Source organism: Staphylococcus sp. FSL K6-0223, from assembly GCF_038008285.1.
The window spans coordinates 285,286-306,728 of sequence record NZ_JBBOYX010000003.1; the positions used below are offsets into that span (position 1 = coordinate 285,286).

The following is a 21,443-nucleotide window of genomic DNA, read 5'->3' on the forward strand; positions in this document are numbered from 1 at the left end:
TCAACTCTTTCTTTTATATAATTCGATTAAATGCTTCATTAGATCTTTTAATAAAATAGTAGTCATTAAATGATCTTGACCATGCATCATCGTTACACTATAAGCAATGTCGTCTCCTTAAGCTTCTTTTTGTAATAAACTAGTTTGAGCACGATGTGCATCAGCAATGCACTGATTACCCTCTTCTATTAAAGATTCGGCTTTATCATACTCTCCCTCTTGTGCGGCTGTTAATGCCTCTAAAAACTTAGACCGTGCATCTCCAGCGTAAGCAACAATTTCAAAACCTAATAATTGTACTTCTTCTCTATTCATGATGTGTCTGTCCCCTTTCGAGAATTAAACTCTCTCTTTCCATGATGTTGCAGTCGTTTCTAAAACTTTATTCAACTCGTCAATGTTTTTGAATCCTGTAGTACGAAGCCATTGTCTAGCCGCTTCTTCACCTTTTTCGATATATACTTGAACTGCGCCTGCCCAAGTAGCTCGACCACAAAGTACTCCATTGAATTGAGCTCCTGCGTCATGTGCAAATTTTAAAGTCTCTTGGAAAAGTTCAGCAGAAACGCCTGCACTTAAGTAAATATATGGTAATTTTGTTGAAGCGTCTTGGTCTTTAAAATGTTGTGCTGCTTCTTCTTTAGAATAAGCTACTTCTCCATCAGTGAATCCTTCAACATATTTCATATTTACTGGTACTTCTACTTTTAAGACATCAACATTAAAGCGATCTTCTGAGAATAGTTTCATCGCTTCATTTACTTTTCTTGGTTTCACTTTCGCAAATTCTAGACTACTATTATCTGGAATATTATCGTCATAAGTGAGAACTTCTAAGAAAAATGGAATATCTTCAGCTACACATTCAGATCCAATTCGTTCAATGTAAGCTTTCTTCTGAATATTAATTTCTTCTGCATCGTCGACGTCATAATAAAGCAAGAATTTAACGGCATTTGCACCTTGCTCTTTAAGTCGTTTAGCTGACCATTCTACTAAACAGTCAGGTAATCGACCTTTTGCGTTAACGTCATATCCTGTTTTTTCATAGGCAAATAATAAACCACACTCTTTATTACGAGCTTCTGATGCAGGTAAACCATATTCAGGGTCTAAAAGAATAGATGACGCGTATTGCGTTAACTCTTCTGATACTAAAACTTTTAATTGTTCAATTTGCTCAATTGTAGGTTCATCTGTTTGATGTTTTGCCATCATACGTTTTAACGCACCACGTTGGTCAAAAGCTAAAGCTGAGATGACACCTTTATCATTACTTAGATGTTCAATTGATGCCGTTTTTTGAGTTGTTTTTACCATGTTTTACACCTCTATAATTTCAATTTGGTCAAAGAGCTGAGAATAATTAGACATATTTACATAACCTGTTTGTGCCTCTTGAGCATTTAACATTCCTAAAGTGTTCGCCTTCTTAAGTAGATTCTCATCACTTTCATGATGAACAATTGCTGAAGCTATACCTGCAACTGTTGAATCTCCAGAACCCACTGGATTAAGTACTTTAATCGAAGGAATGTTTACTTTATAAAATTGATTACTATGTTTAGCAAACGCACCATTCGCACCTAAAGAAACAATAATCCACTCAATACCTTTAAATAATTGATGATTTAAAGCTTTTTTCAGCTCTTCAGTTGATTCATTAAGTTCCGTAGAAATCAATTGTGATAATTCTTCAATATTTGGCTTTATCACTGTCGGTTTGTGATTATTTTGTAACGCTTCCTTTAATGTTTCTCCAGCACAATCCAGCACGACTGGTTTATCATTTTCATTACATATATCAATTATTTTTGAATAATAATTTGAATCTACACCTTTTGGTAAGCTCCCAGAAATAACAACCGATTTAGCTTTTGGTATTAAATCTTTTAAATGCTTCAAAAAACCAGTTGATTCATCCACAGTTATTGTTGGTCCTTGCTCCAAAATCTCTGTTTGGTTGCCATTATGCAGTATAGCAATACAATTCCTAGTTTCACCTTTAATTTTGAAAAATGAATGTTTCACTTGATTGTGATTCAACTTTTCTGCTATAAAATCGCCTATTTTACCACCCAAAAAGCCAGTGGCAAAAACTTGTTCATTGAGTTGTGATAACACCCTAGTTACATTGAGTCCCTTTCCACCAGCTGTCTTACTAACGTTTTGAACTCTATTAACTGTATCAATATGTAATTCATCCAATGGATAAGAGATATCTACCGAAGGATTTAATGTTAAAGTTAAAATCATGTTGTACTTCCTTAATCGTGATATTCGCCTTTATCCCACTTTTCTAAAAATTCATCAAAGAAATGTGGATCTTCTTGTTTAGCATTATGACTTTCAAGATGATTAATTTTTGCAATTAATTTTTTATTTTCTTCTGTTGGTTTATACTCAGCATTGATAAATGCTTCAATAATGTCGCACATTAAAAGTTCGCCGATGATTTTACCACCAAAACCAATAACATTTGCATTTAATTCCTCTTTCGCATATAAAGCTGAAGTCATATCACGTACAAGTGCAGAACGAACGCCAGCAACTTTGTTAACCGCATTATTAATACCAACACCAGTACCGCAAATACATACACCTAAGTCAGCATTACCGTTTACAACTTCTTCTCCTACTTTTTTACCGAAAATAGGATAATGCGTACGTGTGAAGTCATATGTTCCAACATCAATAACTTCGTGTCCTTTTGACTTTAAAAACTGAGATACTTCCATTTTTGTATCAGTGACAATATGGTCACAACCTAAAGCAATTTTCATTTATTCTCCTCCTATTAGCACATTTTATTGAGCATATCTACGCGAATTTGGTGACGCCCACCATCGTAGTGTCCATTAACGAAACCTTTAACTACATTCTTAGCTAATGTGTCCCCAACAATTTCTGAACCTAGAGTAATCATTTTTGAATTATTATGACCTCTAGTCATATATGCTGAACGTTCATCTGAAACTTCAGCTGCAATCATCCCTTTAATTTTTGTAGCAACTATAAAACTACCTGCACCATAAGCGTCGATGGCAATACCTAAATTGTCGTCAGACTTTTGAACTTCACGTGCAACAGATACTGTTGAATCTACAAAATCTAAATCTTTACCCTCTGTTACATCTAATACTTCGAAATCGTTCTCTTTCAAATAAACTTTAATTAAATCTTTAAGACGTTTACCATCTACATCAGAACCAATAATAATTGTCATTTTAAGTCTCCTTTTAAAATGATTTTGAAAGCAAACACATATCAATTAAGAAAAGCGCTTTCAATTACCTATGTTTAAATTATAAACACTATACAACAATAATCCAACATATATTGTTTGAACTTTGTTTATTTAATGTTTTTTTCAAACATTTAGTGAACTTAGTGTTTATACTGGCTTTGTAAATCAACAAAAAAGAGCGGAAATGAAATCTCATTCTCAAAGAATGAATTCATTTACCGCTCTATAAAGGATAATTAATTAATAGATATTAAATTCTATATTTTAGTCAATGACCTCAACATATTTTTCAACTTGTTCTGTCTTTTCCGAATTATTATTATCCATTAATACCGCATTTAATTCTTTTAATTCACAGAAAGATAAAAAATCATCTTTTCCAATTTTTGAAGAATCAATAAGTAAATATTTCTCTATTGAATGTTTTAAAGCAAGTTGTTGGGTGTAAGCTTCATCTATTGAAGATGTCATCGCTACACCATCTTTAACTCCATTACTACTAAAAAACATCTTACTAAATCTCAAGTTATTCAATAATTGATTCGTCATTTCTCCCACGAAAGCTTCAGTTAAATCTCTCATTTCTCCACCTAGCAGATACACTCTAAAATGTAAGCTCTGTTTATTCATGAGGATTTTAAAAACTGGTAAACAATTGGTGATAACAGTAAGTGAATGGTGGTGAATTTCTTCTGCCAATTTTTGCACAGTAGTACCTGGCCCTAAGAATATTGTGTCACCATTTTCTATAAGCTCTACTGCTTTTTTGGCGATATAGCGTTTCTCCTCAATGTAGTGCGTATGTTTTTCTTGGTGAGACATTTCTTTATATTGAAATGCAGAATTACTACGAGCTCCACCATGTATCTTAGTGAGAACGCCTTTCTCTTCTAACTCTGCTAAATCACGTCGAACAGTCATATCTGATACATTAAAACCTTCTACAATTTCATTTGTTCTAACCGTTCCTCTTTTGTTGATGAGTTTTGTAATTTCGTCGAGTCTATCATATTTATTCATATCTATATCCACTTCCTACGATTACATCATTTACAATCTTAATTTGTTTAAACTTTAAATTACTTTTCTTATGTCTTAATATAATTTTATAACATACTTTAAATACTTTAAAATGATAAAGTAATATTTTATGTGAAGTTGTTGCTACTAAAAAATCATAACATGGAATCTATAATAATTTCCCTGCTGTTATTTGAGATAAGTATTACAGATTTCCATTAATTATAAATAAATCAAAAACTGAGGTGATTCAATGGAAAAGGAAATTCAACTATTAAAAAGTATTTTAGAAAGATCCAATAACATTGTGTTTTTTACAGGCGCGGGTGTTTCAGTAGCAAGTGGTATTCCAGATTTCCGCTCGATGGGAGGTCTATTTGATGAGATTTCAAAGGATGGTCAATCTCCTGAGTATTTACTAAGCGTAGATCATTTAAATGATGATAAAGAGAGTTTTATTGATTTTTATCATAAAAGATTATTAATAGCTGATAAAAAGCCAAATATTGTACATCAGTGGATTGCTGCTTTAGAACGTGAACACAAATCTTTAGGTGTTATTACTCAAAATATTGATGGCTTGCATTCAGATGCAGGAAGTCGTCATGTCGATGAGTTACACGGCACTTTAAATCGCTTTTACTGTATCAAATGCTACAATGAATACTCAAAATCTCAAGTGATGGAAAATCACATAAGATATTGTGAAAAATGTGGGCAAATTATAAGACCAGATATTGTATTATACGGAGAAATGTTGAATCAAAACACAGTATTCAGAGCTTTAGGAAAAATACAAAAAGCTGACACGCTAGTTGTTCTAGGTTCTTCACTTGTAGTACAACCAGCAGCAGGTTTCGTTTCAGAATTTAAAGGTGACAATTTAATAATAATCAATAGGGATCGCACACCATATGATCAAAGTGCTGACTTAGTCATACATGATGATATGACAGAAGTCGTAGAAAAGATCATGAAAAAATAGACCATATACAAGTAGCGTGAAACAATCATGCTACCTTTTTAATTTAATAATTAGTAACTAAAAACATAGAGAAGCTCGCTTAAAAATGAATATATAAAATAAAAAGTTATAAACGACAACACTCGGATTCTAATTACTTATTTCTATAACTAATGATAATTGAAAATAAAAAAACACTTCCAAAATAATGGGAAGTGTTTTTGCGCGTTCGCCAAAATTAACGTTTTGAGAATTGAGGAGAACGACGAGCTTTTTTAAGACCTGGTTTTTTACGTTCTTTCATACGTGGGTCACGAGTAAGTAATCCAGCGCGTTTTAAAGAACCTCTGTATTCAGGGTCAGCTTCTAATAAAGCACGAGCGATTCCGTGACGGATAGCTTGAGCTTGTCCAGTGAAACCACCACCGTGAACGTTTACTAAAACGTCATAGTTACCTTTAGTTTCAGTAACATCGAATGGTTGATTTAAGTCTAAGATTAATGATTCGAATGGTAAGTAGTCACGTACGTCACGGTTATTAACTGTAATGTTACCTTCACCTGGTACTAAACGTACACGTGCTACTGAGTTTTTACGACGGCCTGTACCTTTATATTCAACTTGTGCCAATGTAATTTCCTCCTTCTAATTAACCACGTAACTCGTAGTTTTCTGGTTGTTGTGCAGCGTGTGGATGTTCAGCGCCACCATATACAAATAATTTTTTACCTTGTTTTTCACCTAAGCGTGAACTTGGTAACATACCTTTGATAGAAGTTTCTAATAAACGTTCTGGGTTTGTTCTTCTTAATTCACCTGCTGTAATTGATTTTAAACCACCTGGGTGATTTGAATGACGGTGGTACATTTTATCTTGTTCTTTATTACCAGTGAATTCGATTTTTGAAGCGTTGATGATGATCACATAGTCACCAGTATCAACGTGTGGTGTATAAGTTACTTTATTTTTACCGCGTAAGATAGCAGCTACTTCAGATGATAAACGACCTAATGTTTGGCCTTCAGCATCAATAACATACCATTTGCGCTCAATGTTTGATTCATTTGCCATAAATGTTTGACGCATAATAATTGTCCTCCTAAAAATAAATGCTTCATTCTTAATTGTTTTGTTAATTGATCACATTCGAACCTATGATCAAAAAACGCACAATTTTAATATTTGTTACGATTTAAAAGCGTAAGATTTCATTTATTTTATTAACTGTAGTTCTACTTTGCTTATATATCTAGTAACACAATAAGTTTCCGGGGCTTATCGTGGGGTGATATAAAACAATACCGTTAATAATCTTATAATTTCACAATGCTTTTGTCAATGACATTCAGTCATTTTCCAATGATTTTTTAAGATGTATTTTAATACCATTTCCAAACTCTTCTGTTAGTGATTCTGGCGACAAATATATCTTTTCTAAGTAAAGTCCTTCTGCCGGAGCAGTAAAAGGCACATTGTTTCTATTTTTTTCTTCAAGTAGTTGCGGAACTTCGTCGGGTTGTCGCTTCCCTTTTCCCACCTCTATTAAAAATGCTACAAGAACACGAACCATGTTATAAAGAAATCCAGAACCAGTAACCACATAATCAAAACCTGTCTCAGTTTGAACCACTTCACTTTGGTATAACGTTCTTACTTTGCTTTCCACTTCCGTTTTCTGAGAACAAAACCCCGTAAAGTCATGTGTACCAATAAAATGATGCGCAGCTTCATTCATTTTTGATAAATCTAAATCACTATTTATAAATGTTTCGAGACCACTTTTAAAGGGATTACGATGTTCACCTTGATAAACTTTATAGCGATATCTCTTGCCGACACAATCATATCTACAATGAAAGTTTTCTTCTACTGTTTGAACGTTTTTGACGTAAATATCATCAGGTAAAAAACGATTCATCGCATATTGCCATTGTTGATTATCTATATTTAACTCAGTATCAAAATGGAAAAATTGTTGATACGCATGCACCCCTCTATCTGTACGACTGGTAGGATGAATTCGTACATGTCGTTTATGCATACGTTTTAAAATCTTTTCAAATTGTTGCTGTACAGTTCTTCCTTGTTGTTGGATTTGAAATCCTAAAAATTGATTACCCTGGTATGCTATTTCTACTAAAATTCGCAATGTCTACACTCCTGAGAATTTAATAATAAATAGGATAATTGCAATTGGTATTAATGTTAATAAAGCAAATGTATCTCTTAGACGCCAATGTAATAACCTATAACTCGTACGTTTAACATTCATATCATATCCTCTAACTTCCATCGCTATTGCTAATTCTTCGGCTCTTTGGAAAGCCGAAATAAATAACGGAATCATTAAAGGGATGAATGCTTTTATTCTCGTTACTATACTACCTGAACTTATTTCGGAACCTCTTGATTTCTGAGCTAAGATAATTTTTTCTAATTCATCCATTAACGTAGGAATAAATCTTAATGCAATGGACATCATCATGCTTAATTGATGCACTGGCACCTTAACTAGCTTTAGAGGTGATAATAATCTTTCAAATGCATCAGTCAAATCTATAGGGCTAGTAGATAATGTCATTATTGTCGCAATCATAACAATAAATATAAGTCTTAGAGAGATATAGATACCTTCAAGAACACCATCGGACTCTATTGTAAGGATTCCCCAATGAAAAAGTATCTTACCCCCATTAGTAAAGAAAATATGCATTAAAAAAGTAAATATTAAAAAGAAAAATATAGGCGTGAGACCTTTCATTAAAAACCCGAATGGTATTTTAGCTAATTTCATAAAAACAATTATAAGTAAAAATATCCATGCGTAAGTTCCAAACGAATGGCAAAAGAAAATATAGACTATAAACACAAAAACAAAGATAAGTTTTGCTCTAGGATCAAGATGATGTACAATCGAATGATTTGGGAGATAACGTCCAATTATTAATTTATTTTTCATTCTGCCACTCCCTATATAAACTCGCAAATTCTTCTTCGTTTAACGCTAATTTAGGTAAAGTAGTATTATACTTATATTCAAAGTCTTTTTGTAATTTTACTATGTTGGGCAAAGTAATATGCCAATCTTCTAATTGGCTTGTAGACCTAAATAACGCTCTCGTCTCTTTAGTTTCTACCACTCGCCCTTTATTTAGGACTATGACCTCGTCAGCATAACGTGCGACATCATTCATGTCATGTGAAACAAGAATGATTGTCTTATTTTCTTCTATTTGTATGCGTTTAATTAAAGACATGATTTGTTTTTTACTTTGTGGATCTAAACCTGCTGTCGGCTCATCTAAAATAATAACTTCAGGATTCATAGATAATATAGATACGATTGCTATTTTTCTCATTTGCCCGCCAGACATTTGAAAAGGAGAAAGAGACATAATATCTCTAGAAAAACCTAAATCTAATAATAATTGATAAGACTTTTTCTTTACCTTTTCTAAGTCCAATTTAAAATTTTTAGGGCCAAACTCTATTTCTTTTTCTACACTATCTTCAAATAATTGAGATTCAGGAAATTGGAAGACCATTCCTACCTTTTTACGAATAGGTCTTAAGTATTTATCTTTAGTTTTATGAGATATTTCTATTTCATCAAATGTAATAGACCCTTTTGTTGGTTTTAAAAGTGCATTGATATGCTGAATTAAAGTAGATTTGCCACTACCTGTTTGACCGACTATAGCGTAATAATTACCTTGTTCAAATGTTAAATTGACATCTTCAATTGCATTATACTCATATGGCGTTCCTTTTTGATAAGTGTAGCTGACATTATTCAACTGTATAGTCATAACTTTTTGACCAACCCTTCGTAAGTTACAAACGACGAATCGAATCCTAATCGTTGATTTATTTTCATAGAGAAAGGTAAATCCAAACCTATAGCAGTAAGTTCATCTGTATATTTAAATATTTCTTGAGGGGACCCCTGTTTGAATACCGTTCCATTATTCATCACGATAACATTATCTGCTTCAATAACTTCATCTAAATCATGCGTGATTGAAATAATCGTAACGTCATTATCCTCTTTAACTTCATGAACGAGTTTTAAAAGTGATGCCTTTGCATTAGGATCAAGCATTGTCGTCGCCTCATCTAAAATTATAACAGACGGGTTTAGTGCTAGAACTCCAGCTATAGCAACGCGTTGCTTCTGCCCTCCTGAGAGCGAATGTGGTTCATAATCAGCTTTATCTAACATATCTACTTCCGATAAGGAACGATCGACAATCTTTTGCATCTCATCATGAGGTACGGCATGATTTTCAAGGCCAAATGCCACATCAAACTTTACTGTAGAACCAACAAATTGATTATCAGGATTTTGAAATACAATACCTATGTGATTTCTAACTTCTTGAATACTATTAATATCAATTTTTTTATTTTTAAATAGTATATGTCCTTCATTAGCTTTCTCAATTCCGACTATTAATTTAGCAATAGTTGATTTACCTGATCCATTGTGTCCAACAATTGAAGTCCATTTTCCAGAGGGAATTGTAAAACTAACGTTATTTAATGTAAAAGCCGCATCACTTTGATACTGAAATGATACATTATTAAATTCAATGATATTATCAAGACTTTTCACATTAAACAACTCCTTAAACTCGAATATTGAATATTACTTTAAATATTTTACAATAATTCAATTTATCTGTATATCACATATGAGTTATTTACATCGAACTAAATAGGTATTAGATAAAAATAAAAAGCTGGGACATATAGCATTAAAAATGTCTCAGCTTAAATAAAAAAATAAGTGACTGATATTAAGTTCGAATGACTATAACCTCTATATAATATCAGTCTTATTTACTAAAATTGGACAACGAAATAGAGGTTAAAACTGAATTTTTAGTCCAATTCAAATAAAAAAGCGCGCACCCCATCAAATTGTTGAGTTCACGCTTATAGAAAATATTTAGTTAGATGGGGTACTCTGAGCTAGACAATATTTGTATGTGGCAAACATTATCGTTGCACTCATTTGCTTTATATATAAGTAGTAAGTGTATTTATTAAGGTAAGGGTAAGGATAATGAAATCTAATTGTAAATTATCCTACCCTATTTAAATTATACTAATTCGATAATTACTGATTCAGCACCGTCACCGCGACGTGGGCCTACTTTAAGGATACGAGTGTAACCACCTTGACGTTCATTATAACGTTCAGCGATTTCACCGAATAATTTTTGAAGAGCAGTTTGTGTTGATTCATCTTCATTTAAGATTTCAACATTACGTAAAGTTTTAGCTGCATTACGACGAGAAGCTAAATCTCCTTTTTTACCTAAAGTGATTAATTTCTCTACAACACTGCGAACTTCTTTAGCACGAGCTTCTGTAGTTTCGATACGTTCACTTACGATAAGAGATGTCGCTAAGTCACGTAACATTGCTTTACGTTGATCAGAAGTACGACCTAATTTTCTGTAACCCATGAGTTAACCTCCTTTATCAATCTTCTTTTCTTAATCCTAATCCTAAATCTTCTAATTTATATTTAACTTCTTCTAGAGATTTACGACCTAAATTACGCACTTTCATCATGTCAGCTTCAGATTTATCAGCTAACTCTTGTACAGAATTGATTCCTGCGCGTTTTAAGCAGTTATATGAACGTACTGATAAGTCTAATTCTTCGATAGACATTTCAAGTACTTTTTCTTTTTGATCTTCTTCTTTTTCAATCATGATTTCAGCATTTTGAGCTTCATCAGTCAGACCTACAAAGATATTCAAGTGTTCAGTCATTATTTTAGCTGCTAATGATACTGACTCTTGTGGAGTGATTGAACCGTTAGTCCAAACATCTAAAGTTAATTTATCAAAATCACTACTTTGACCTACGCGTGTATTTTCTACAGTGTAGTTAACACGTTCTACAGGTGAATATAGTGAATCAACAGGAATTACACCAATTGGTAAATCACTAGTATTATTCTGTTCAGCTAATGCGTAACCTCTACCCTTATTAGCAACAAGACGCACTTTAAGATGTCCACCTTTAGACACTGTTGCGATTTTAAGTTCTGGATTTAAAATCTCAACATCGCTGTCGTGAGTAATGTCACTTGCAGTTACTTCGCCTTCATCTTTAACATCAATTTCTAGAGTTTTATCTTCTTCAGAGTAAATTTTTAATGCTAATTTTTTAATGTTCATAATAATTGTTGAAACATCTTCTACAACATTGTCTACTGCTGAAAATTCGTGTAAAACTCCTTCAATTTCGATGTACTTAACGGCTGCACCTGGTAATGAAGATAGTAGGATACGACGTAAGGAGTTTCCTAGTGTAGTACCGTAGCCACGCTCAAGTGGTTCAACAACGAACTTACCGAATTTAGCATCTTCACTAATTTCAATTGTCTCAATTCTAGGTTTTTCAATTTCTATCATTTACAAATATCCTCCTTAAATACGTCGACTAGATTTAAACTGTTTGCTCAGTGACCTGTAACAATACAATCATAAATTAGACGCGACGACGTTTTGGTGGACGACAACCGTTGTGAGGTACTGGAGTAACGTCTCTAATTGCAGTTACTTCTAATCCTGCAGATTGTAATGCACGGATAGCTGATTCACGGCCAGGGCCAGGTCCTTTAACTGTTACTTCAACAGTTTTTAAACCATGCTCCATAGCTGATTTAGAAGCTGTTTCTGAAGCCATTTGTGCTGCGAATGGTGTTGATTTTTTTGATCCTTTGAATCCTAATGCACCAGCTGATGACCAAGATAATGCATTACCGAATTCATCAGTGATAGTTACGATAGTATTATTGAATGTTGAACGGATATGAGCTACACCGTTTTCAATATTCTTTTTCACTCTACGTTTACGAGATACTTGTTTACGTGCCATTATTTTTTGCCTCCTTTACCTATTATTTTTTCTTATTAGCTACTGTTTTAACTGGGCCTTTACGAGTACGTGCGTTGTTTTTAGTTTTTTGACCACGAACTGGTAAGCCACGACGGTGACGAATTCCACGGTATGATGAAATTTCCATTAAACGTTTGATGTTTAAGTTTTGTTCACGACGTAAGTCACCTTCTACTTTATAGCTATCTACAACTTCACGGATACGACCTAATTCGTCATCAGTTAAATCTTTTACGCGAGTATCTGCTGATACGTTAGCTTCTTCAACAATTTTGTTAGCAGTTGAAGTACCGATACCATAAACGTATGTTAATGAGATAACAATGCGTTTTTCACGTGGGATATCCACTCCTGCAATACGTGCCATATTAATTTACACCTCTCTTTTATTAACCTTGTCTTTGTTTGTGCTTAGGATTATCACAAATTACCATTACTTTACCTTTACGTTTAATGACTTTGCATTTTTCGCAAATTGGTTTTACTGATGGTCTTACTTTCATTTTTATACCTCCCTATATTATGGAGTGACGATTATTTATAACGATAAGTAATTCTACCGCGTGATAAATCATACGGAGACATCTCAACAGTTACTTTGTCGCCAGGTAGAATACGAATGTAATTCATTCTGATTTTACCACTTACGTGCGCTAAAATCTCATGACCATTTTCTAATTCTACTTTAAACATTGCATTTGGTAAAGTATCTAATACAGTACCTTCTAATTCAATTACATCTTGTTTAGCCATTGATTAACTTCCCCCTTTTTGCAATAGTAAGGTAATCGTCAATAGACAACTTAACGATACGAATCTATTCGTGACTAATTAATATAAGTTTAACAAAAATACGGGAATTAAAAATCGTTATTTGTCACTCATTTTATTAAATTTTACTCAAATATTCACTAAGCAATAGACCGTATAGTGTTGATCTATTATAAATGATCTAAGATATCAATGACATCGTTGGTTACTTCTTCAATATCTTTTGAACCATCAATGTTTTTCAAGACACCTTTTTCATTGTAATACTCTAAAATAGGTTTAGATTGTTTTACATTAACGCTCAAACGATTTGATACTGTTTCTGGATTGTCATCTTCTCGTTGATATAACTTTCCACCATCGATATCGCAAATACCGTCAACTTTTGGAGGATTAAATACAAGATGATAAGTTGTACCACATTTCTCACAAATACGACGACCTGTAAGACGATTCATAAGTTCTTCCTCAGGAACTTCGATATTGATAACTGCATCAATTTCTCTATCAAGCTCAGACATAATACTATTTAATGCCTCAGCTTGTTCGATAGTTCGAGGGAATCCATCTAGTAAGAATCCTTTTTTTGCATCGTCTTCAGAAATTCTTTCTTTAACGATACCTACAGTAACTTCATCAGGAACTAATTCTCCACGATCCATATATGATTTAGCTTCTTTACCTAAATCAGTTTCATCTTTAATCGCTTTTCTGAACATGTCACCAGTAGAAATATGTGGTATTGGGAATTTCTTAACAATTTCACTCGCTTGAGTTCCTTTACCTGCGCCAGGTAAACCCATTAAAATGATATTCATAAGTGCCCTCCTACAAATTATCTACCACCAAAGCCTTTGTACTCTTTTTGAGTCACTTGAGCTTCTAATGTCTTCATAGTTTCAATAGCTACCCCGATAACAATTAATAAGCTCGTACCACCAATTTGAATTGATTGTGGTAAGCCCATAAATTTAGTTGCTACTATAGGTAAAATAGCTATAACTGCTAGGAATATAGAACCTACAAATGTCAGTCTGTAAAGAACTTTAGTAATATATTTTTTGGTTTGTTCACCAGGTCTTATACCTGGGACATAACTACCTTGCTTTTTAAGGTTATCAGCCATCTTTTCAGGATTAACTTGAACAAATGCATAAAAATATGCAAAAGCAATAATTAATACAATATAAACGATCATTCCAATATTACTTGATGGATTGGCAGTGTCCGCAATATTCTGTGCCCATTCAGCTTTAGGGAAGAATAAAGTCAACGTTCTTGGTAATAAGAAAAACGCCATCGCAAAGATTACTGGAATAACCCCGGCTGAGTTAACTTTTAAAGGTAGATAAGTTGCTTGTGTACCTAATCGTTGAGTAGATTGTTTCTTTGCATATTGAATTGGAATTTTACGCTTAGCTTCAAGTACGAATATAGCACCAACCGTTAGTAAGATTAATGCTACGATTAAGCCAGCAATTTTTAACCATGCTAGTGAAGTATCATCTTGACCAACAAATAAAGATTGGCCAAATTGTTCTATACTAGATGGCAATGTAGATAAAATCCCAGCAAAGATGATAAGAGAAATACCATTACCAACACCAAACTGAGTGATTTGGTCACCAAGCCAAATTAAGAAAGCTGTTCCTGCTGTTAAAACAACTGCAATCAATAAATAACTCATAATTGATTTATCCATAATCAATTTGCCACCAAGATAATTGTTAAATTGGAAAGCCATGCCTATTGATTGGATAAAAGCTAGAATAATAGCGAAATAACGTGTTACATTATTAATTTTTCTTCGACCCATTTCACCTTGCTTAGCCCATTCAGAGAACTTAGGCACAATATCCATTTGCAATAATTGCATTACAATGGATGCGGTGATATAGGGCATAATACCCATCGCAAAGATAGAGAAACGTTTCAAGGCACCGCCACCAAAAGTATTTAATAACTCAGTGGCACCTTGAGAACCCTGCGGATGGTTAAATGCTTCAGGATTTACACCTGGAGCAGGAATATACGTTCCTATTTTAAAAATTACTAACATTGCTAGAGTGAAGAAAATCTTGTTACGCACTTCTTTAGTTGTAAAGAAACGCACAAGCGTTTGAAACATTAGATCACCTCGTGTGCTCCACCTTTAGCATCAATAGCTTCTGCTGCTGAAGCTGAGAATTTATGAGCTTTCACTGTTAATTTCTTATCAAGTGAACCATTACCTAGTACTTTAATACCAGATTTTTCATTCTTAACTACACCAGATTCTACCAATAAAGCTGGAGTTACTTCAGTACCATCTTCAAATTTATTAAGTTGGTCTAAGTTAACAATAGCATATTCTTTACGGTTAATGTTAGTGAAACCACGTTTAGGTAAACGACGGAATAGAGGTAATTGTCCACCTTCAAATCCTGGTCTTACTTTACCACCTGAACGTGCTTTTTGACCTTTTTGACCACGGCCACTAGTTTTACCGTTACCAGTTGCAGCACCACGACCTACACGGTTACGTACACGACGTGATCCTTCAGCTGCTTTTAACTCATGTAATTTCATTTCGGCACCTCCTTAATTATTTTTCTTCAATTGTTAATAAATGTTTAACTTTGTTGATTTGCCCACGGATAGCAGGGTTATCTTCAACAACTACTGAACTATTAGTTTTTTTAAGACCTAATGCTTCAACAGTTTTACGTTGTGTTTCAGGACGACCAATAACACTACGAGTGAGGGTAATTTGTAATTTAGCCATAACTTATTTTCCCTCCTTAATTGTATAATTCTTCTACAGATTTGCCACGTAATTTAGCAACATCTTCTGCATTTTTTAAGTTTTGTAAACCATTGATTGTCGCACGAACCATATTAATTGGAGTATTTGAACCTAATGATTTACTTAAGATATCAGTGATTCCAGCTAACTCTAATACGGCACGAACAGGTCCACCAGCGATTACCCCAGTACCAGGTGCAGCTGGTTTCATTAATACGCTACCTGAACCATAGCGACCAGTAATAGTGTGAGGAGTTGTACCTTCAACACGTGGAACAACTACTAAATCTTTTTTAGCTGCTTCTACAGCTTTTTTGATAGCTTCAGGTACCTCTTGAGCTTTACCAGTACCGAAACCTACACGACCATTTTTATCACCTACAACCACTAATGCAGTGAAACGGAAACGACGACCACCTTTTACTACTTTAGCAACACGGTTTATCGTAACAACGCGTTCTTCAAATTCTTTAGTTTCTTCTTCTCTACGAGCCATGAATGTGTCCCTCCTTTAAATTAAAATTCTAATCCGCTTTCTCTAGCAGCGTCTGCTAATGCTTTAACACGTCCGTGATATAAATATCCTCCACGGTCGAATACGATTTCTTTAATACCTTTATCGTTTGCTTTTTTAGCAATTGTTTGACCTACTTTAGTTGATAAATCAACTTTAGACGCAGATTCGTTTGCAATGTCTTTATCTTGTGATGAAGCTTGAGCTAAAGTTTCGCCTTTAACATCATCAATAATTTGAGCATAGATGTGTTTGTTTGAACGATACACATTTAAACGTGGCTTTTCAGCTGTACCTGATAATTTAGTACGAACACGAGCATGTCTTTTCAAACGTACTTTATTTTTATCAATTTTACTGATCATTTCAATACTCCTTTCTTTAGAGTGTTATCTATTATTTACCAGTTTTACCTTCTTTACGGCGAACATATTCACCTTGGTAACGAATACCTTTACCTTTATAAGGTTCTGGAGGTCTTACTGAACGGATGTTAGATGCAATCGCACCAACTTGTTCTTTAGAAACACCAGATACTTTAACAGTTGTGTTTTTCTCAACAACAAAAGTAATACCGTCTTCAGCTTTAATTTCAACTGGGTGAGAATAACCAACATTTAGTACTAAGTCATTACCTTGCATTTGCGCACGGTAACCAACACCAACAAGTTCAAGTGATTTTTCGAAACCTTGAGAAACACCTAGTACCATATTATTTAATAAAGCACGAGTTGTACCATGGTCTGTTCTATCTTCTTTAGAATCAGAAGGTCTTACAACTTCGATTGTGTTTTCTTCTTGTTTGAATGTCATTCTTTCATTTAAAGTTCTTTCTAATTCACCCTTTGGACCTTTAACAGTTACATGATTATTATCAAAAGTTACTGTTACGTCACTAGGAATGTTAATAATTTTCTTACCAACACGACTCATGTTATGGCACCTCCTTATTAATTAATTACCAAACGTACGCGATAATTTCTCCACCTACGTTACGTTTTCTAGCTTCTTTATCAGTGATAACACCTTCAGAAGTTGAGACTAATGCAATACCTAAACCGTTTAATACTTTAGGTACTTCGTTAGCTTTAGCATATACACGTAAACCTGGTTTAGAGATACGTTTTAATCCTGTGATAACACGTTCATTGTTTTGACCATATTTTAAGAATAAACGAATAACACCTTGTTTATCGTCTTCTACGTATTCAACGTTTTTAATGAAACCTTCATTTTTTAAGATTTCAGCGATTTCTTTTTTAATATTAGATGCAGGTAATTCTAACTTCTCGTGACGAACCATGTTTGCATTTCTAACACGAGTAAGCATATCTGCGATTGGATCTGTCATTGTCATTGATTGTTGCCTCCTTTCAGACTCTTAATTATTACCAGCTAGCTTTACGTACGCCAGGAATTTGGCCTTTGTAAGCTAATTCACGGAAACAAATACGGCATAATTTAAATTTACGATATACAGAATGTGGACGACCACAGCGTTCACAACGAGTATATTCACGTACAGCGAATTTTTGTTTTTTTTGTTGCTTAGCAACCATTGAAGTTTTAGCCACTTAATTAGCCTCCTTTTTAGAGATTATTTACGAAATGGCATACCGAAGTTTGATAATAACTCACGAGCTTCCTCGTCAGTATTAGCAGTTGTTACGATAACAATATCCATTCCTCTAACTTTACTTACTTTATCATAATCAATTTCAGGGAAAATTAATTGTTCTTTAACACCTAAAGTGTAGTTACCGCGTCCATCAAAAGCTGTTTTAGAAACGCCTTGGAAGTCACGTACACGAGGTAATGATACTGCAATAAGTTTATCTAAGAATTCATACATTCTTTCACCGCGAAGTGTTACTTTAGCACCGATTGGCATACCTTCACGTAAACGGAATGTTGCAACTGATTTTTTTGCTTTAGTTACTAATGGTTTTTGACCAGTAATTAATTCTAACTCTTCTACAGCATTGTCTAATACTTTAGAGTTTTGAACTGCGTCACCTACACCCATGTTCACTACGATTTTTTCGATTTTAGGTACTTCCATTACTGAACTATAGTTGAATTTTTTAACTAAGTTCTCAGTAACTTCAGAGTTATACTTTTCTTTTAAACGGTTCAAAGTGGATCCTCCTTTCAACTAGTTATTAATTATTAGATTTAATTTCTTCGCCTGATTTTTTAGCGACGCGAACTTTTTTACCATCAACAATTTTGTATCCTACTCTTGTAGGTTCGTTTGTTTTAGGGTCTAATAATTGTACGTTAGAAACATGGATTGCTGCCTCTGTTTCTAAGATTCCACCTTCAGGATTTAATTGAGTTGGTTTTTGGTGTTTTTTAATTACGTTAACACCATCCACAACGACACGGTCTTTTTTAGGTTCAGTCGCTACAACTTTACCTTCTTTACCTTTGTCTTTACCTGCGATAACTTTTACGTTGTCACCTTTTTTGATATGCATGTGGGCACCTCCTTAAATAGTATGATTGGTAATTTTTGTATTATAGTACTTCTGGTGCTAATGATACGATTTTCATGAAGTTACCTTCACGTAGTTCACGAGCAACAGGACCAAAGATACGAGTACCACGTGGGCCTTTGTCATCACGGATGATAACACATGCATTTTCATCAAATTTGATATATGAACCGTCGTTACGGCGAACACCTGATTTAGTACGAACTACAACAGCTTTTACAACGTCGCCTTTTTTAACAACGCCACCTGGTGTTGCATTTTTAACAGTACATACGATGATATCACCGATATTCGCTGTTTTGCGACCAGATCCACCTAATACTTTAATTGTAAGAACTTCACGAGCACCAGAGTTGTCTGCTACTTTTAAACGTGTTTCTTGTTGGATCATTCGTTAAACCTCCCTTATCTCTAATCTTGATTAAATAATTACTGACTCTTCAACAATTTCTACTAAACGAAAACGTTTTGTTGCTGATAAAGGACGAGTTTCTTGAATTTTAACAATGTCTCCTAATTTAGCTGAATTGTTTTCATCATGAGTTTTGTATTTTTTAGAGTATTTTACTCGTTTACCGTATAATTTGTGAGTTTTGTAAGTTTCTACAAGAACTGTAATAGTTTTGTCCATTTTGTCTGAAACAACTCTACCTACATAAACTTTACGATCGTTTCTTTCGCTCACTTTCGTAACCTCCTCTTTCAATTATTATTGATTAGCCTTACTTTGTTCAATTTCTCTTTCACGAGCAACAGTTTTTAGACGTGCAATCGTTTTTCTTACTGTGCGAATACGTGCAGTTTCTTCTAATTGACCTGTAGCTAACTGAAAGCGTAGGTTAAAAAGCTCTTCTTTTGAAGATTTGATTTGTTCTTCGATTTCTGAAGTGGTTAAGTCTCTAATTTCCTTAGCTTTCATTTGTTTCACCACCCAATTCTTCACGTTTTACAAACTTAGTTTTTACTGGAAGTTTGTGACTTGCTAAACGTAATGCTTCACGTGCAACTTCTTCAGATACACCAGCTACTTCGAATAAGATTCTACCAGGTTTAACGACTGCAATCCAGCCTTCAACCGCACCTTTACCGGCACCCATACGTACTTCTAAAGGTTTTTTAGTATACGGTGTATGAGGGAAGATTTTAATCCAAACTTTCCCGCCACGTTTCATGTAACGTGTCATTGCAATACGAGCAGATTCGATTTGACGAGATGTGATCCAAGACGTTGTAGTTGCTTGTAAACCATACTCACCAAATGTTACGTAGTTACCGCCTTTAGAACGACCAGTTGTTTTTGGACGATGTTGACGACGATATTTTACACGTTTTGGTAGTAACATTATTATTTTCCTCCTTCACTAGTGTTCTTAGTAGGAAGAACTTCTCCACGATAAATCCATACTTTAACGCCTAATTTACCATAAGTAGTGTCGGCTTCAGCGTGTGCGTAATCGATGTCAGCACGTAAAGTATGAAGTGGAACAGTTCCTTCTGAATATTGTTCAGCACGAGCGATGTCAGCTCCGCCTAAACGACCTGATACTTGAGTTTTGATACCTTTAGCACCAAGTTTCATAGCTCTTGTGATAGCTTGTTTTTGTACACGACGGAATGAAGCACGATTTTCTAATTGACGTGCGATATTTTCAGCTACTAAACGAGCATCAATATCAACTTTTTTGATTTCAATTACGTTAATGTGTACTTTTTTATCTGTTAAAGCGTTTAATTTATTACGAAGTTTTTCAATTTCTGAACCGCCTTTACCAATTACCATACCTGGTTTACCAGTGTGAATAGCAATGTTGATACGGTTAGCAGCACGTTCAATGTCTACATGAGAAACTGATGCTTCTTTAAGTTCTTTATCAATAAATTTACGGATTTTTAAATCTTCGTGTAATAATGAAGCGAAGTCTTTTTCAGCATACCATTTCGCTTCCCAGTCACGGATAACTCCGACACGAAGTCCGATTGGATTAATTTTTTGACCCACAGTATTCCCTCCTTAGAAAGTTATTAAGCTTCTTTAGCTTCTTCTTTACCGTCACTTACGACGATTGTAATGTGGCTTGTACGTTTATTAATTGCACTTGCACGACCTTGTGCACGTGGGCGGAAACGTTTTAAAGTTGGTCCTTCATTTGCATATGCCTCTTTGATAACTAATTCATCAGTGTTCATGTCATAGTTATGCTCTGCATTTGCTAAAGCGGACATTAATACTTTTTCGATTACTGGTGATGAAGCTTTGTTAGTTAATTTTAAAATAGCAATAGCTTCAGCAGCATTTTTACCTCTGATTAAGTCAAGAACTAATCTTACTTTACGAGGTGCGATTCTTATTGTTCTAGCAACCGCTTTTGCTTCCATTAGGATTTCCTCCTCTACTTATTAAAATTATCTTCTAGTTTTCTTGTCGTCTGCAGCATGTCCTTTAAATGTACGAGTAGGAGCAAATTCACCTAATTTGTGACCTACCATATCTTCTGTTACATATACAGGTACATGTTTACGTCCATCGTATACTGCAAAAGTATGACCGATGAAGTTAGGGAAAATTGTAGAACGACGAGACCATGTTTTAATTACTTGTTTTTTTTCACTTCCGTCTTGTGCTTCTACTTTTTTCATTAAGTGATCATCGACGAAAGGTCCTTTTTTAATACTACGAGCCATTTGGGCGCCTCCCTTCTTATTGTGTGCGTGCAGCTTTT

General features: G+C 34.3%; 36 protein-coding genes and 1 pseudogene. 1 reads left to right on the top strand and 36 read right to left on the bottom strand.

What is annotated here, in order from left to right:
- The 6 genes and pseudogenes from MHI13_RS18615 to MHI13_RS18640 form a co-directional block, all read right to left on the bottom strand.
- Positions 1–315 (bottom strand): annotated as a pseudogene (locus tag MHI13_RS18615) (PTS lactose/cellobiose transporter subunit IIA).
- Positions 316–339: 24 nt separating this feature from the next.
- Positions 340–1,320, bottom strand: coding sequence for a tagatose-bisphosphate aldolase (gene lacD, locus MHI13_RS18620; RefSeq protein WP_064210217.1), 981 nt, complete (start codon positions 1,318–1,320; stop codon positions 340–342).
- Between the two features lie 3 nt (positions 1,321–1,323).
- Positions 1,324–2,256, bottom strand: a complete 933-nt coding sequence (locus MHI13_RS18625) for a tagatose-6-phosphate kinase (protein WP_064210216.1) — start codon at positions 2,254–2,256, stop codon at positions 1,324–1,326.
- An 11-nt stretch (positions 2,257–2,267) separates the two neighbouring features.
- Positions 2,268–2,783, bottom strand: a complete 516-nt coding sequence (gene lacB, locus MHI13_RS18630) for a galactose-6-phosphate isomerase subunit LacB (protein ID WP_002432294.1) — start codon at positions 2,781–2,783, stop codon at positions 2,268–2,270.
- Positions 2,784–2,797: 14 nt separating this feature from the next.
- A complete protein-coding gene (lacA, locus tag MHI13_RS18635; RefSeq protein WP_002432864.1) occupies positions 2,798–3,226 on the bottom strand; it encodes a galactose-6-phosphate isomerase subunit LacA in 429 nt (142 codons plus the stop codon).
- Positions 3,227–3,511: 285 nt separating this feature from the next.
- Positions 3,512–4,267 carry a DeoR/GlpR family DNA-binding transcription regulator gene (locus tag MHI13_RS18640; protein ID WP_064210215.1) on the bottom strand — a complete coding sequence of 252 codons (756 nt, stop codon included), beginning with the start codon at positions 4,265–4,267 and terminating at the stop codon, positions 3,512–3,514.
- Between the two features lie 253 nt (positions 4,268–4,520).
- On the opposite strand from MHI13_RS18640, the gene MHI13_RS18645 reads away from it, so the two are divergent.
- Positions 4,521–5,252: an NAD-dependent protein deacylase gene (locus MHI13_RS18645; protein ID WP_064210214.1), complete on the top strand. Its 732-nt coding sequence runs from the start codon at positions 4,521–4,523 to the stop codon at positions 5,250–5,252.
- A gap of 217 nt (positions 5,253–5,469) precedes the next feature.
- On the opposite strand, the gene rpsI is transcribed toward MHI13_RS18645, so the two are convergent.
- From rpsI to rpsS, 30 genes are all read right to left on the bottom strand, one after another.
- Positions 5,470–5,862, bottom strand: coding sequence for a 30S ribosomal protein S9 (rpsI, locus tag MHI13_RS18650; protein WP_002443706.1), 393 nt, complete (start codon positions 5,860–5,862; stop codon positions 5,470–5,472).
- A gap of 19 nt (positions 5,863–5,881) precedes the next feature.
- Complete coding sequence (gene rplM / locus MHI13_RS18655) at positions 5,882–6,319, bottom strand: 50S ribosomal protein L13 (protein ID WP_002432528.1); 438 nt, start codon at positions 6,317–6,319, stop codon at positions 5,882–5,884.
- Between the two features lie 259 nt (positions 6,320–6,578).
- On the bottom strand, positions 6,579–7,382 hold the full coding sequence (gene truA, locus MHI13_RS18660; protein WP_064210213.1) for a tRNA pseudouridine(38-40) synthase TruA: 804 nt from the start codon (positions 7,380–7,382) through the stop codon (positions 6,579–6,581).
- A gap of 3 nt (positions 7,383–7,385) precedes the next feature.
- Positions 7,386–8,192 (bottom strand): energy-coupling factor transporter transmembrane component T family protein, encoded by an 807-nt coding sequence (locus tag MHI13_RS18665; RefSeq protein ID WP_064210212.1) that lies wholly within the window; start codon positions 8,190–8,192, stop codon positions 7,386–7,388.
- Positions 8,182–9,042 (bottom strand): energy-coupling factor transporter ATPase, encoded by an 861-nt coding sequence (locus tag MHI13_RS18670; RefSeq protein WP_064210211.1) that lies wholly within the window; start codon positions 9,040–9,042, stop codon positions 8,182–8,184. The genes MHI13_RS18665 and MHI13_RS18670 overlap by 11 nt, the downstream gene beginning before the upstream one ends.
- Positions 9,039–9,848, bottom strand: a complete 810-nt coding sequence (locus MHI13_RS18675) for an energy-coupling factor transporter ATPase (RefSeq protein WP_023351309.1) — start codon at positions 9,846–9,848, stop codon at positions 9,039–9,041. The genes MHI13_RS18670 and MHI13_RS18675 overlap by 4 nt, the downstream gene beginning before the upstream one ends.
- 490 nt (positions 9,849–10,338) lie before the next feature.
- Positions 10,339–10,707 carry a 50S ribosomal protein L17 gene (gene rplQ, locus MHI13_RS18680; RefSeq protein WP_002432926.1) on the bottom strand — a complete coding sequence of 123 codons (369 nt, stop codon included), beginning with the start codon at positions 10,705–10,707 and terminating at the stop codon, positions 10,339–10,341.
- Positions 10,708–10,723: 16 nt separating this feature from the next.
- Positions 10,724–11,668, bottom strand: coding sequence for a DNA-directed RNA polymerase subunit alpha (locus MHI13_RS18685; RefSeq protein ID WP_002453783.1), 945 nt, complete (start codon positions 11,666–11,668; stop codon positions 10,724–10,726).
- A 76-nt stretch (positions 11,669–11,744) separates the two neighbouring features.
- Complete coding sequence (rpsK, locus tag MHI13_RS18690; protein WP_000101625.1) at positions 11,745–12,134, bottom strand: 30S ribosomal protein S11; 390 nt, start codon at positions 12,132–12,134, stop codon at positions 11,745–11,747.
- A gap of 22 nt (positions 12,135–12,156) precedes the next feature.
- Positions 12,157–12,522 (bottom strand): 30S ribosomal protein S13, encoded by a 366-nt coding sequence (gene rpsM, locus MHI13_RS18695; RefSeq protein WP_002432712.1) that lies wholly within the window; start codon positions 12,520–12,522, stop codon positions 12,157–12,159.
- A 22-nt stretch (positions 12,523–12,544) separates the two neighbouring features.
- On the bottom strand, positions 12,545–12,658 hold the full coding sequence (gene rpmJ / locus MHI13_RS18700) for a 50S ribosomal protein L36 (protein ID WP_001829709.1): 114 nt from the start codon (positions 12,656–12,658) through the stop codon (positions 12,545–12,547).
- 31 nt (positions 12,659–12,689) lie between these two features.
- Positions 12,690–12,908: a translation initiation factor IF-1 gene (gene infA / locus MHI13_RS18705; RefSeq protein WP_001829792.1), complete on the bottom strand. Its 219-nt coding sequence runs from the start codon at positions 12,906–12,908 to the stop codon at positions 12,690–12,692.
- A 188-nt stretch (positions 12,909–13,096) separates the two neighbouring features.
- Complete coding sequence (locus tag MHI13_RS18710) at positions 13,097–13,744, bottom strand: adenylate kinase (protein WP_002432905.1); 648 nt, start codon at positions 13,742–13,744, stop codon at positions 13,097–13,099.
- Positions 13,745–13,761: 17 nt separating this feature from the next.
- Positions 13,762–15,054 (bottom strand): preprotein translocase subunit SecY, encoded by a 1,293-nt coding sequence (gene secY / locus MHI13_RS18715; protein ID WP_002432720.1) that lies wholly within the window; start codon positions 15,052–15,054, stop codon positions 13,762–13,764.
- Complete coding sequence (gene rplO, locus MHI13_RS18720; RefSeq protein WP_001829796.1) at positions 15,054–15,494, bottom strand: 50S ribosomal protein L15; 441 nt, start codon at positions 15,492–15,494, stop codon at positions 15,054–15,056. The genes secY and rplO overlap by 1 nt, the downstream gene beginning before the upstream one ends.
- Positions 15,495–15,510: 16 nt before the next feature.
- Positions 15,511–15,690 (bottom strand): 50S ribosomal protein L30, encoded by a 180-nt coding sequence (rpmD, locus tag MHI13_RS18725; RefSeq protein WP_002432330.1) that lies wholly within the window; start codon positions 15,688–15,690, stop codon positions 15,511–15,513.
- A gap of 16 nt (positions 15,691–15,706) precedes the next feature.
- Positions 15,707–16,207 (bottom strand): 30S ribosomal protein S5, encoded by a 501-nt coding sequence (rpsE, locus tag MHI13_RS18730; protein WP_002453785.1) that lies wholly within the window; start codon positions 16,205–16,207, stop codon positions 15,707–15,709.
- Between the two features lie 20 nt (positions 16,208–16,227).
- Positions 16,228–16,590 (bottom strand): 50S ribosomal protein L18, encoded by a 363-nt coding sequence (rplR, locus tag MHI13_RS18735; protein ID WP_002432656.1) that lies wholly within the window; start codon positions 16,588–16,590, stop codon positions 16,228–16,230.
- Between the two features lie 31 nt (positions 16,591–16,621).
- The gene (gene rplF / locus MHI13_RS18740) at positions 16,622–17,158 is read right to left on the bottom strand and encodes a 50S ribosomal protein L6 (protein ID WP_064210210.1); all 537 of its coding nucleotides are present in this window, start codon (positions 17,156–17,158) and stop codon (positions 16,622–16,624) included.
- A 25-nt stretch (positions 17,159–17,183) separates the two neighbouring features.
- Entirely contained in the window at positions 17,184–17,582 is a 399-nt protein-coding gene (rpsH, locus tag MHI13_RS18745; protein WP_002432853.1) for a 30S ribosomal protein S8, read from the bottom strand.
- A 31-nt stretch (positions 17,583–17,613) separates the two neighbouring features.
- Positions 17,614–17,799: a type Z 30S ribosomal protein S14 gene (locus tag MHI13_RS18750; RefSeq protein WP_001829713.1), complete on the bottom strand. Its 186-nt coding sequence runs from the start codon at positions 17,797–17,799 to the stop codon at positions 17,614–17,616.
- A 23-nt stretch (positions 17,800–17,822) separates the two neighbouring features.
- Positions 17,823–18,362, bottom strand: coding sequence for a 50S ribosomal protein L5 (rplE, locus tag MHI13_RS18755; protein WP_002432757.1), 540 nt, complete (start codon positions 18,360–18,362; stop codon positions 17,823–17,825).
- 25 nt (positions 18,363–18,387) lie between these two features.
- Positions 18,388–18,705 carry a 50S ribosomal protein L24 gene (gene rplX / locus MHI13_RS18760; protein ID WP_064210209.1) on the bottom strand — a complete coding sequence of 106 codons (318 nt, stop codon included), beginning with the start codon at positions 18,703–18,705 and terminating at the stop codon, positions 18,388–18,390.
- Positions 18,706–18,745: 40 nt separating this feature from the next.
- Complete coding sequence (gene rplN / locus MHI13_RS18765; protein WP_002432661.1) at positions 18,746–19,114, bottom strand: 50S ribosomal protein L14; 369 nt, start codon at positions 19,112–19,114, stop codon at positions 18,746–18,748.
- A 30-nt stretch (positions 19,115–19,144) separates the two neighbouring features.
- On the bottom strand, positions 19,145–19,408 hold the full coding sequence (gene rpsQ / locus MHI13_RS18770) for a 30S ribosomal protein S17 (protein ID WP_002432741.1): 264 nt from the start codon (positions 19,406–19,408) through the stop codon (positions 19,145–19,147).
- A 24-nt stretch (positions 19,409–19,432) separates the two neighbouring features.
- On the bottom strand, positions 19,433–19,642 hold the full coding sequence (rpmC, locus tag MHI13_RS18775) for a 50S ribosomal protein L29 (RefSeq protein ID WP_000644737.1): 210 nt from the start codon (positions 19,640–19,642) through the stop codon (positions 19,433–19,435).
- On the bottom strand, positions 19,632–20,066 hold the full coding sequence (gene rplP, locus MHI13_RS18780) for a 50S ribosomal protein L16 (protein ID WP_002432945.1): 435 nt from the start codon (positions 20,064–20,066) through the stop codon (positions 19,632–19,634). Before rplP ends, rpmC begins: the two co-directional genes overlap by 11 nt.
- Before the next feature lie 2 nt (positions 20,067–20,068).
- Positions 20,069–20,722, bottom strand: coding sequence for a 30S ribosomal protein S3 (gene rpsC, locus MHI13_RS18785; protein ID WP_002432339.1), 654 nt, complete (start codon positions 20,720–20,722; stop codon positions 20,069–20,071).
- 23 nt (positions 20,723–20,745) lie between these two features.
- Positions 20,746–21,099, bottom strand: a complete 354-nt coding sequence (gene rplV, locus MHI13_RS18790) for a 50S ribosomal protein L22 (RefSeq protein WP_002432623.1) — start codon at positions 21,097–21,099, stop codon at positions 20,746–20,748.
- A 27-nt stretch (positions 21,100–21,126) separates the two neighbouring features.
- Positions 21,127–21,405, bottom strand: coding sequence for a 30S ribosomal protein S19 (gene rpsS, locus MHI13_RS18795; RefSeq protein WP_001829710.1), 279 nt, complete (start codon positions 21,403–21,405; stop codon positions 21,127–21,129).
- Between the last annotated feature and the right edge of the window lie 38 nt (positions 21,406–21,443).

What these genes read in the sequence shown, in the direction of transcription:
- lacD (WP_064210217.1), bottom strand. Translation starts at nt 1,320, where the DNA reads ATGGTAAAAACAACTCAAAAAACGGCATCAATTGAACATCTAAGTAAT.
- MHI13_RS18625 (WP_064210216.1), bottom strand. Translation starts at nt 2,256, where the DNA reads ATGATTTTAACTTTAACATTAAATCCTTCGGTAGATATCTCTTATCCA.
- lacB (WP_002432294.1), bottom strand. Translation starts at nt 2,783, where the DNA reads ATGAAAATTGCTTTAGGTTGTGACCATATTGTCACTGATACAAAAATG.
- lacA (WP_002432864.1), bottom strand. Translation starts at nt 3,226, where the DNA reads ATGACAATTATTATTGGTTCTGATGTAGATGGTAAACGTCTTAAAGAT.
- MHI13_RS18640 (WP_064210215.1), bottom strand. Translation starts at nt 4,267, where the DNA reads ATGAATAAATATGATAGACTCGACGAAATTACAAAACTCATCAACAAA.
- MHI13_RS18645 (WP_064210214.1), top strand. Translation starts at nt 4,521, where the DNA reads ATGGAAAAGGAAATTCAACTATTAAAAAGTATTTTAGAAAGATCCAAT.
- rplM (WP_002432528.1), bottom strand. Translation starts at nt 6,319, where the DNA reads ATGCGTCAAACATTTATGGCAAATGAATCAAACATTGAGCGCAAATGG.
- MHI13_RS18665 (WP_064210212.1), bottom strand. Translation starts at nt 8,192, where the DNA reads ATGAAAAATAAATTAATAATTGGACGTTATCTCCCAAATCATTCGATT.
- MHI13_RS18670 (WP_064210211.1), bottom strand. Translation starts at nt 9,042, where the DNA reads ATGACTATACAGTTGAATAATGTCAGCTACACTTATCAAAAAGGAACG.
- rplQ (WP_002432926.1), bottom strand. Translation starts at nt 10,707, where the DNA reads ATGGGTTACAGAAAATTAGGTCGTACTTCTGATCAACGTAAAGCAATG.
- MHI13_RS18685 (WP_002453783.1), bottom strand. Translation starts at nt 11,668, where the DNA reads ATGATAGAAATTGAAAAACCTAGAATTGAGACAATTGAAATTAGTGAA.
- rpsK (WP_000101625.1), bottom strand. Translation starts at nt 12,134, where the DNA reads ATGGCACGTAAACAAGTATCTCGTAAACGTAGAGTGAAAAAGAATATT.
- rpsM (WP_002432712.1), bottom strand. Translation starts at nt 12,522, where the DNA reads ATGGCACGTATTGCAGGAGTGGATATCCCACGTGAAAAACGCATTGTT.
- rpmJ (WP_001829709.1), bottom strand. Translation starts at nt 12,658, where the DNA reads ATGAAAGTAAGACCATCAGTAAAACCAATTTGCGAAAAATGCAAAGTC.
- infA (WP_001829792.1), bottom strand. Translation starts at nt 12,908, where the DNA reads ATGGCTAAACAAGATGTAATTGAATTAGAAGGTACTGTATTAGATACT.
- MHI13_RS18710 (WP_002432905.1), bottom strand. Translation starts at nt 13,744, where the DNA reads ATGAATATCATTTTAATGGGTTTACCTGGCGCAGGTAAAGGAACTCAA.
- secY (WP_002432720.1), bottom strand. Translation starts at nt 15,054, where the DNA reads ATGTTTCAAACGCTTGTGCGTTTCTTTACAACTAAAGAAGTGCGTAAC.
- rplO (WP_001829796.1), bottom strand. Translation starts at nt 15,494, where the DNA reads ATGAAATTACATGAGTTAAAAGCAGCTGAAGGATCACGTCGTGTACGT.
- rpmD (WP_002432330.1), bottom strand. Translation starts at nt 15,690, where the DNA reads ATGGCTAAATTACAAATTACCCTCACTCGTAGTGTTATTGGTCGTCCT.
- rpsE (WP_002453785.1), bottom strand. Translation starts at nt 16,207, where the DNA reads ATGGCTCGTAGAGAAGAAGAAACTAAAGAATTTGAAGAACGCGTTGTT.
- rplR (WP_002432656.1), bottom strand. Translation starts at nt 16,590, where the DNA reads ATGATCAGTAAAATTGATAAAAATAAAGTACGTTTGAAAAGACATGCT.
- rplF (WP_064210210.1), bottom strand. Translation starts at nt 17,158, where the DNA reads ATGAGTCGTGTTGGTAAGAAAATTATTAACATTCCTAGTGACGTAACA.
- rpsH (WP_002432853.1), bottom strand. Translation starts at nt 17,582, where the DNA reads ATGACAATGACAGATCCAATCGCAGATATGCTTACTCGTGTTAGAAAT.
- rplX (WP_064210209.1), bottom strand. Translation starts at nt 18,705, where the DNA reads ATGCATATCAAAAAAGGTGACAACGTAAAAGTTATCGCAGGTAAAGAC.
- rplN (WP_002432661.1), bottom strand. Translation starts at nt 19,114, where the DNA reads ATGATCCAACAAGAAACACGTTTAAAAGTAGCAGACAACTCTGGTGCT.
- rpmC (WP_000644737.1), bottom strand. Translation starts at nt 19,642, where the DNA reads ATGAAAGCTAAGGAAATTAGAGACTTAACCACTTCAGAAATCGAAGAA.
- rplP (WP_002432945.1), bottom strand. Translation starts at nt 20,066, where the DNA reads ATGTTACTACCAAAACGTGTAAAATATCGTCGTCAACATCGTCCAAAA.
- rplV (WP_002432623.1), bottom strand. Translation starts at nt 21,099, where the DNA reads ATGGAAGCAAAAGCGGTTGCTAGAACAATAAGAATCGCACCTCGTAAA.
- rpsS (WP_001829710.1), bottom strand. Translation starts at nt 21,405, where the DNA reads ATGGCTCGTAGTATTAAAAAAGGACCTTTCGTCGATGATCACTTAATG.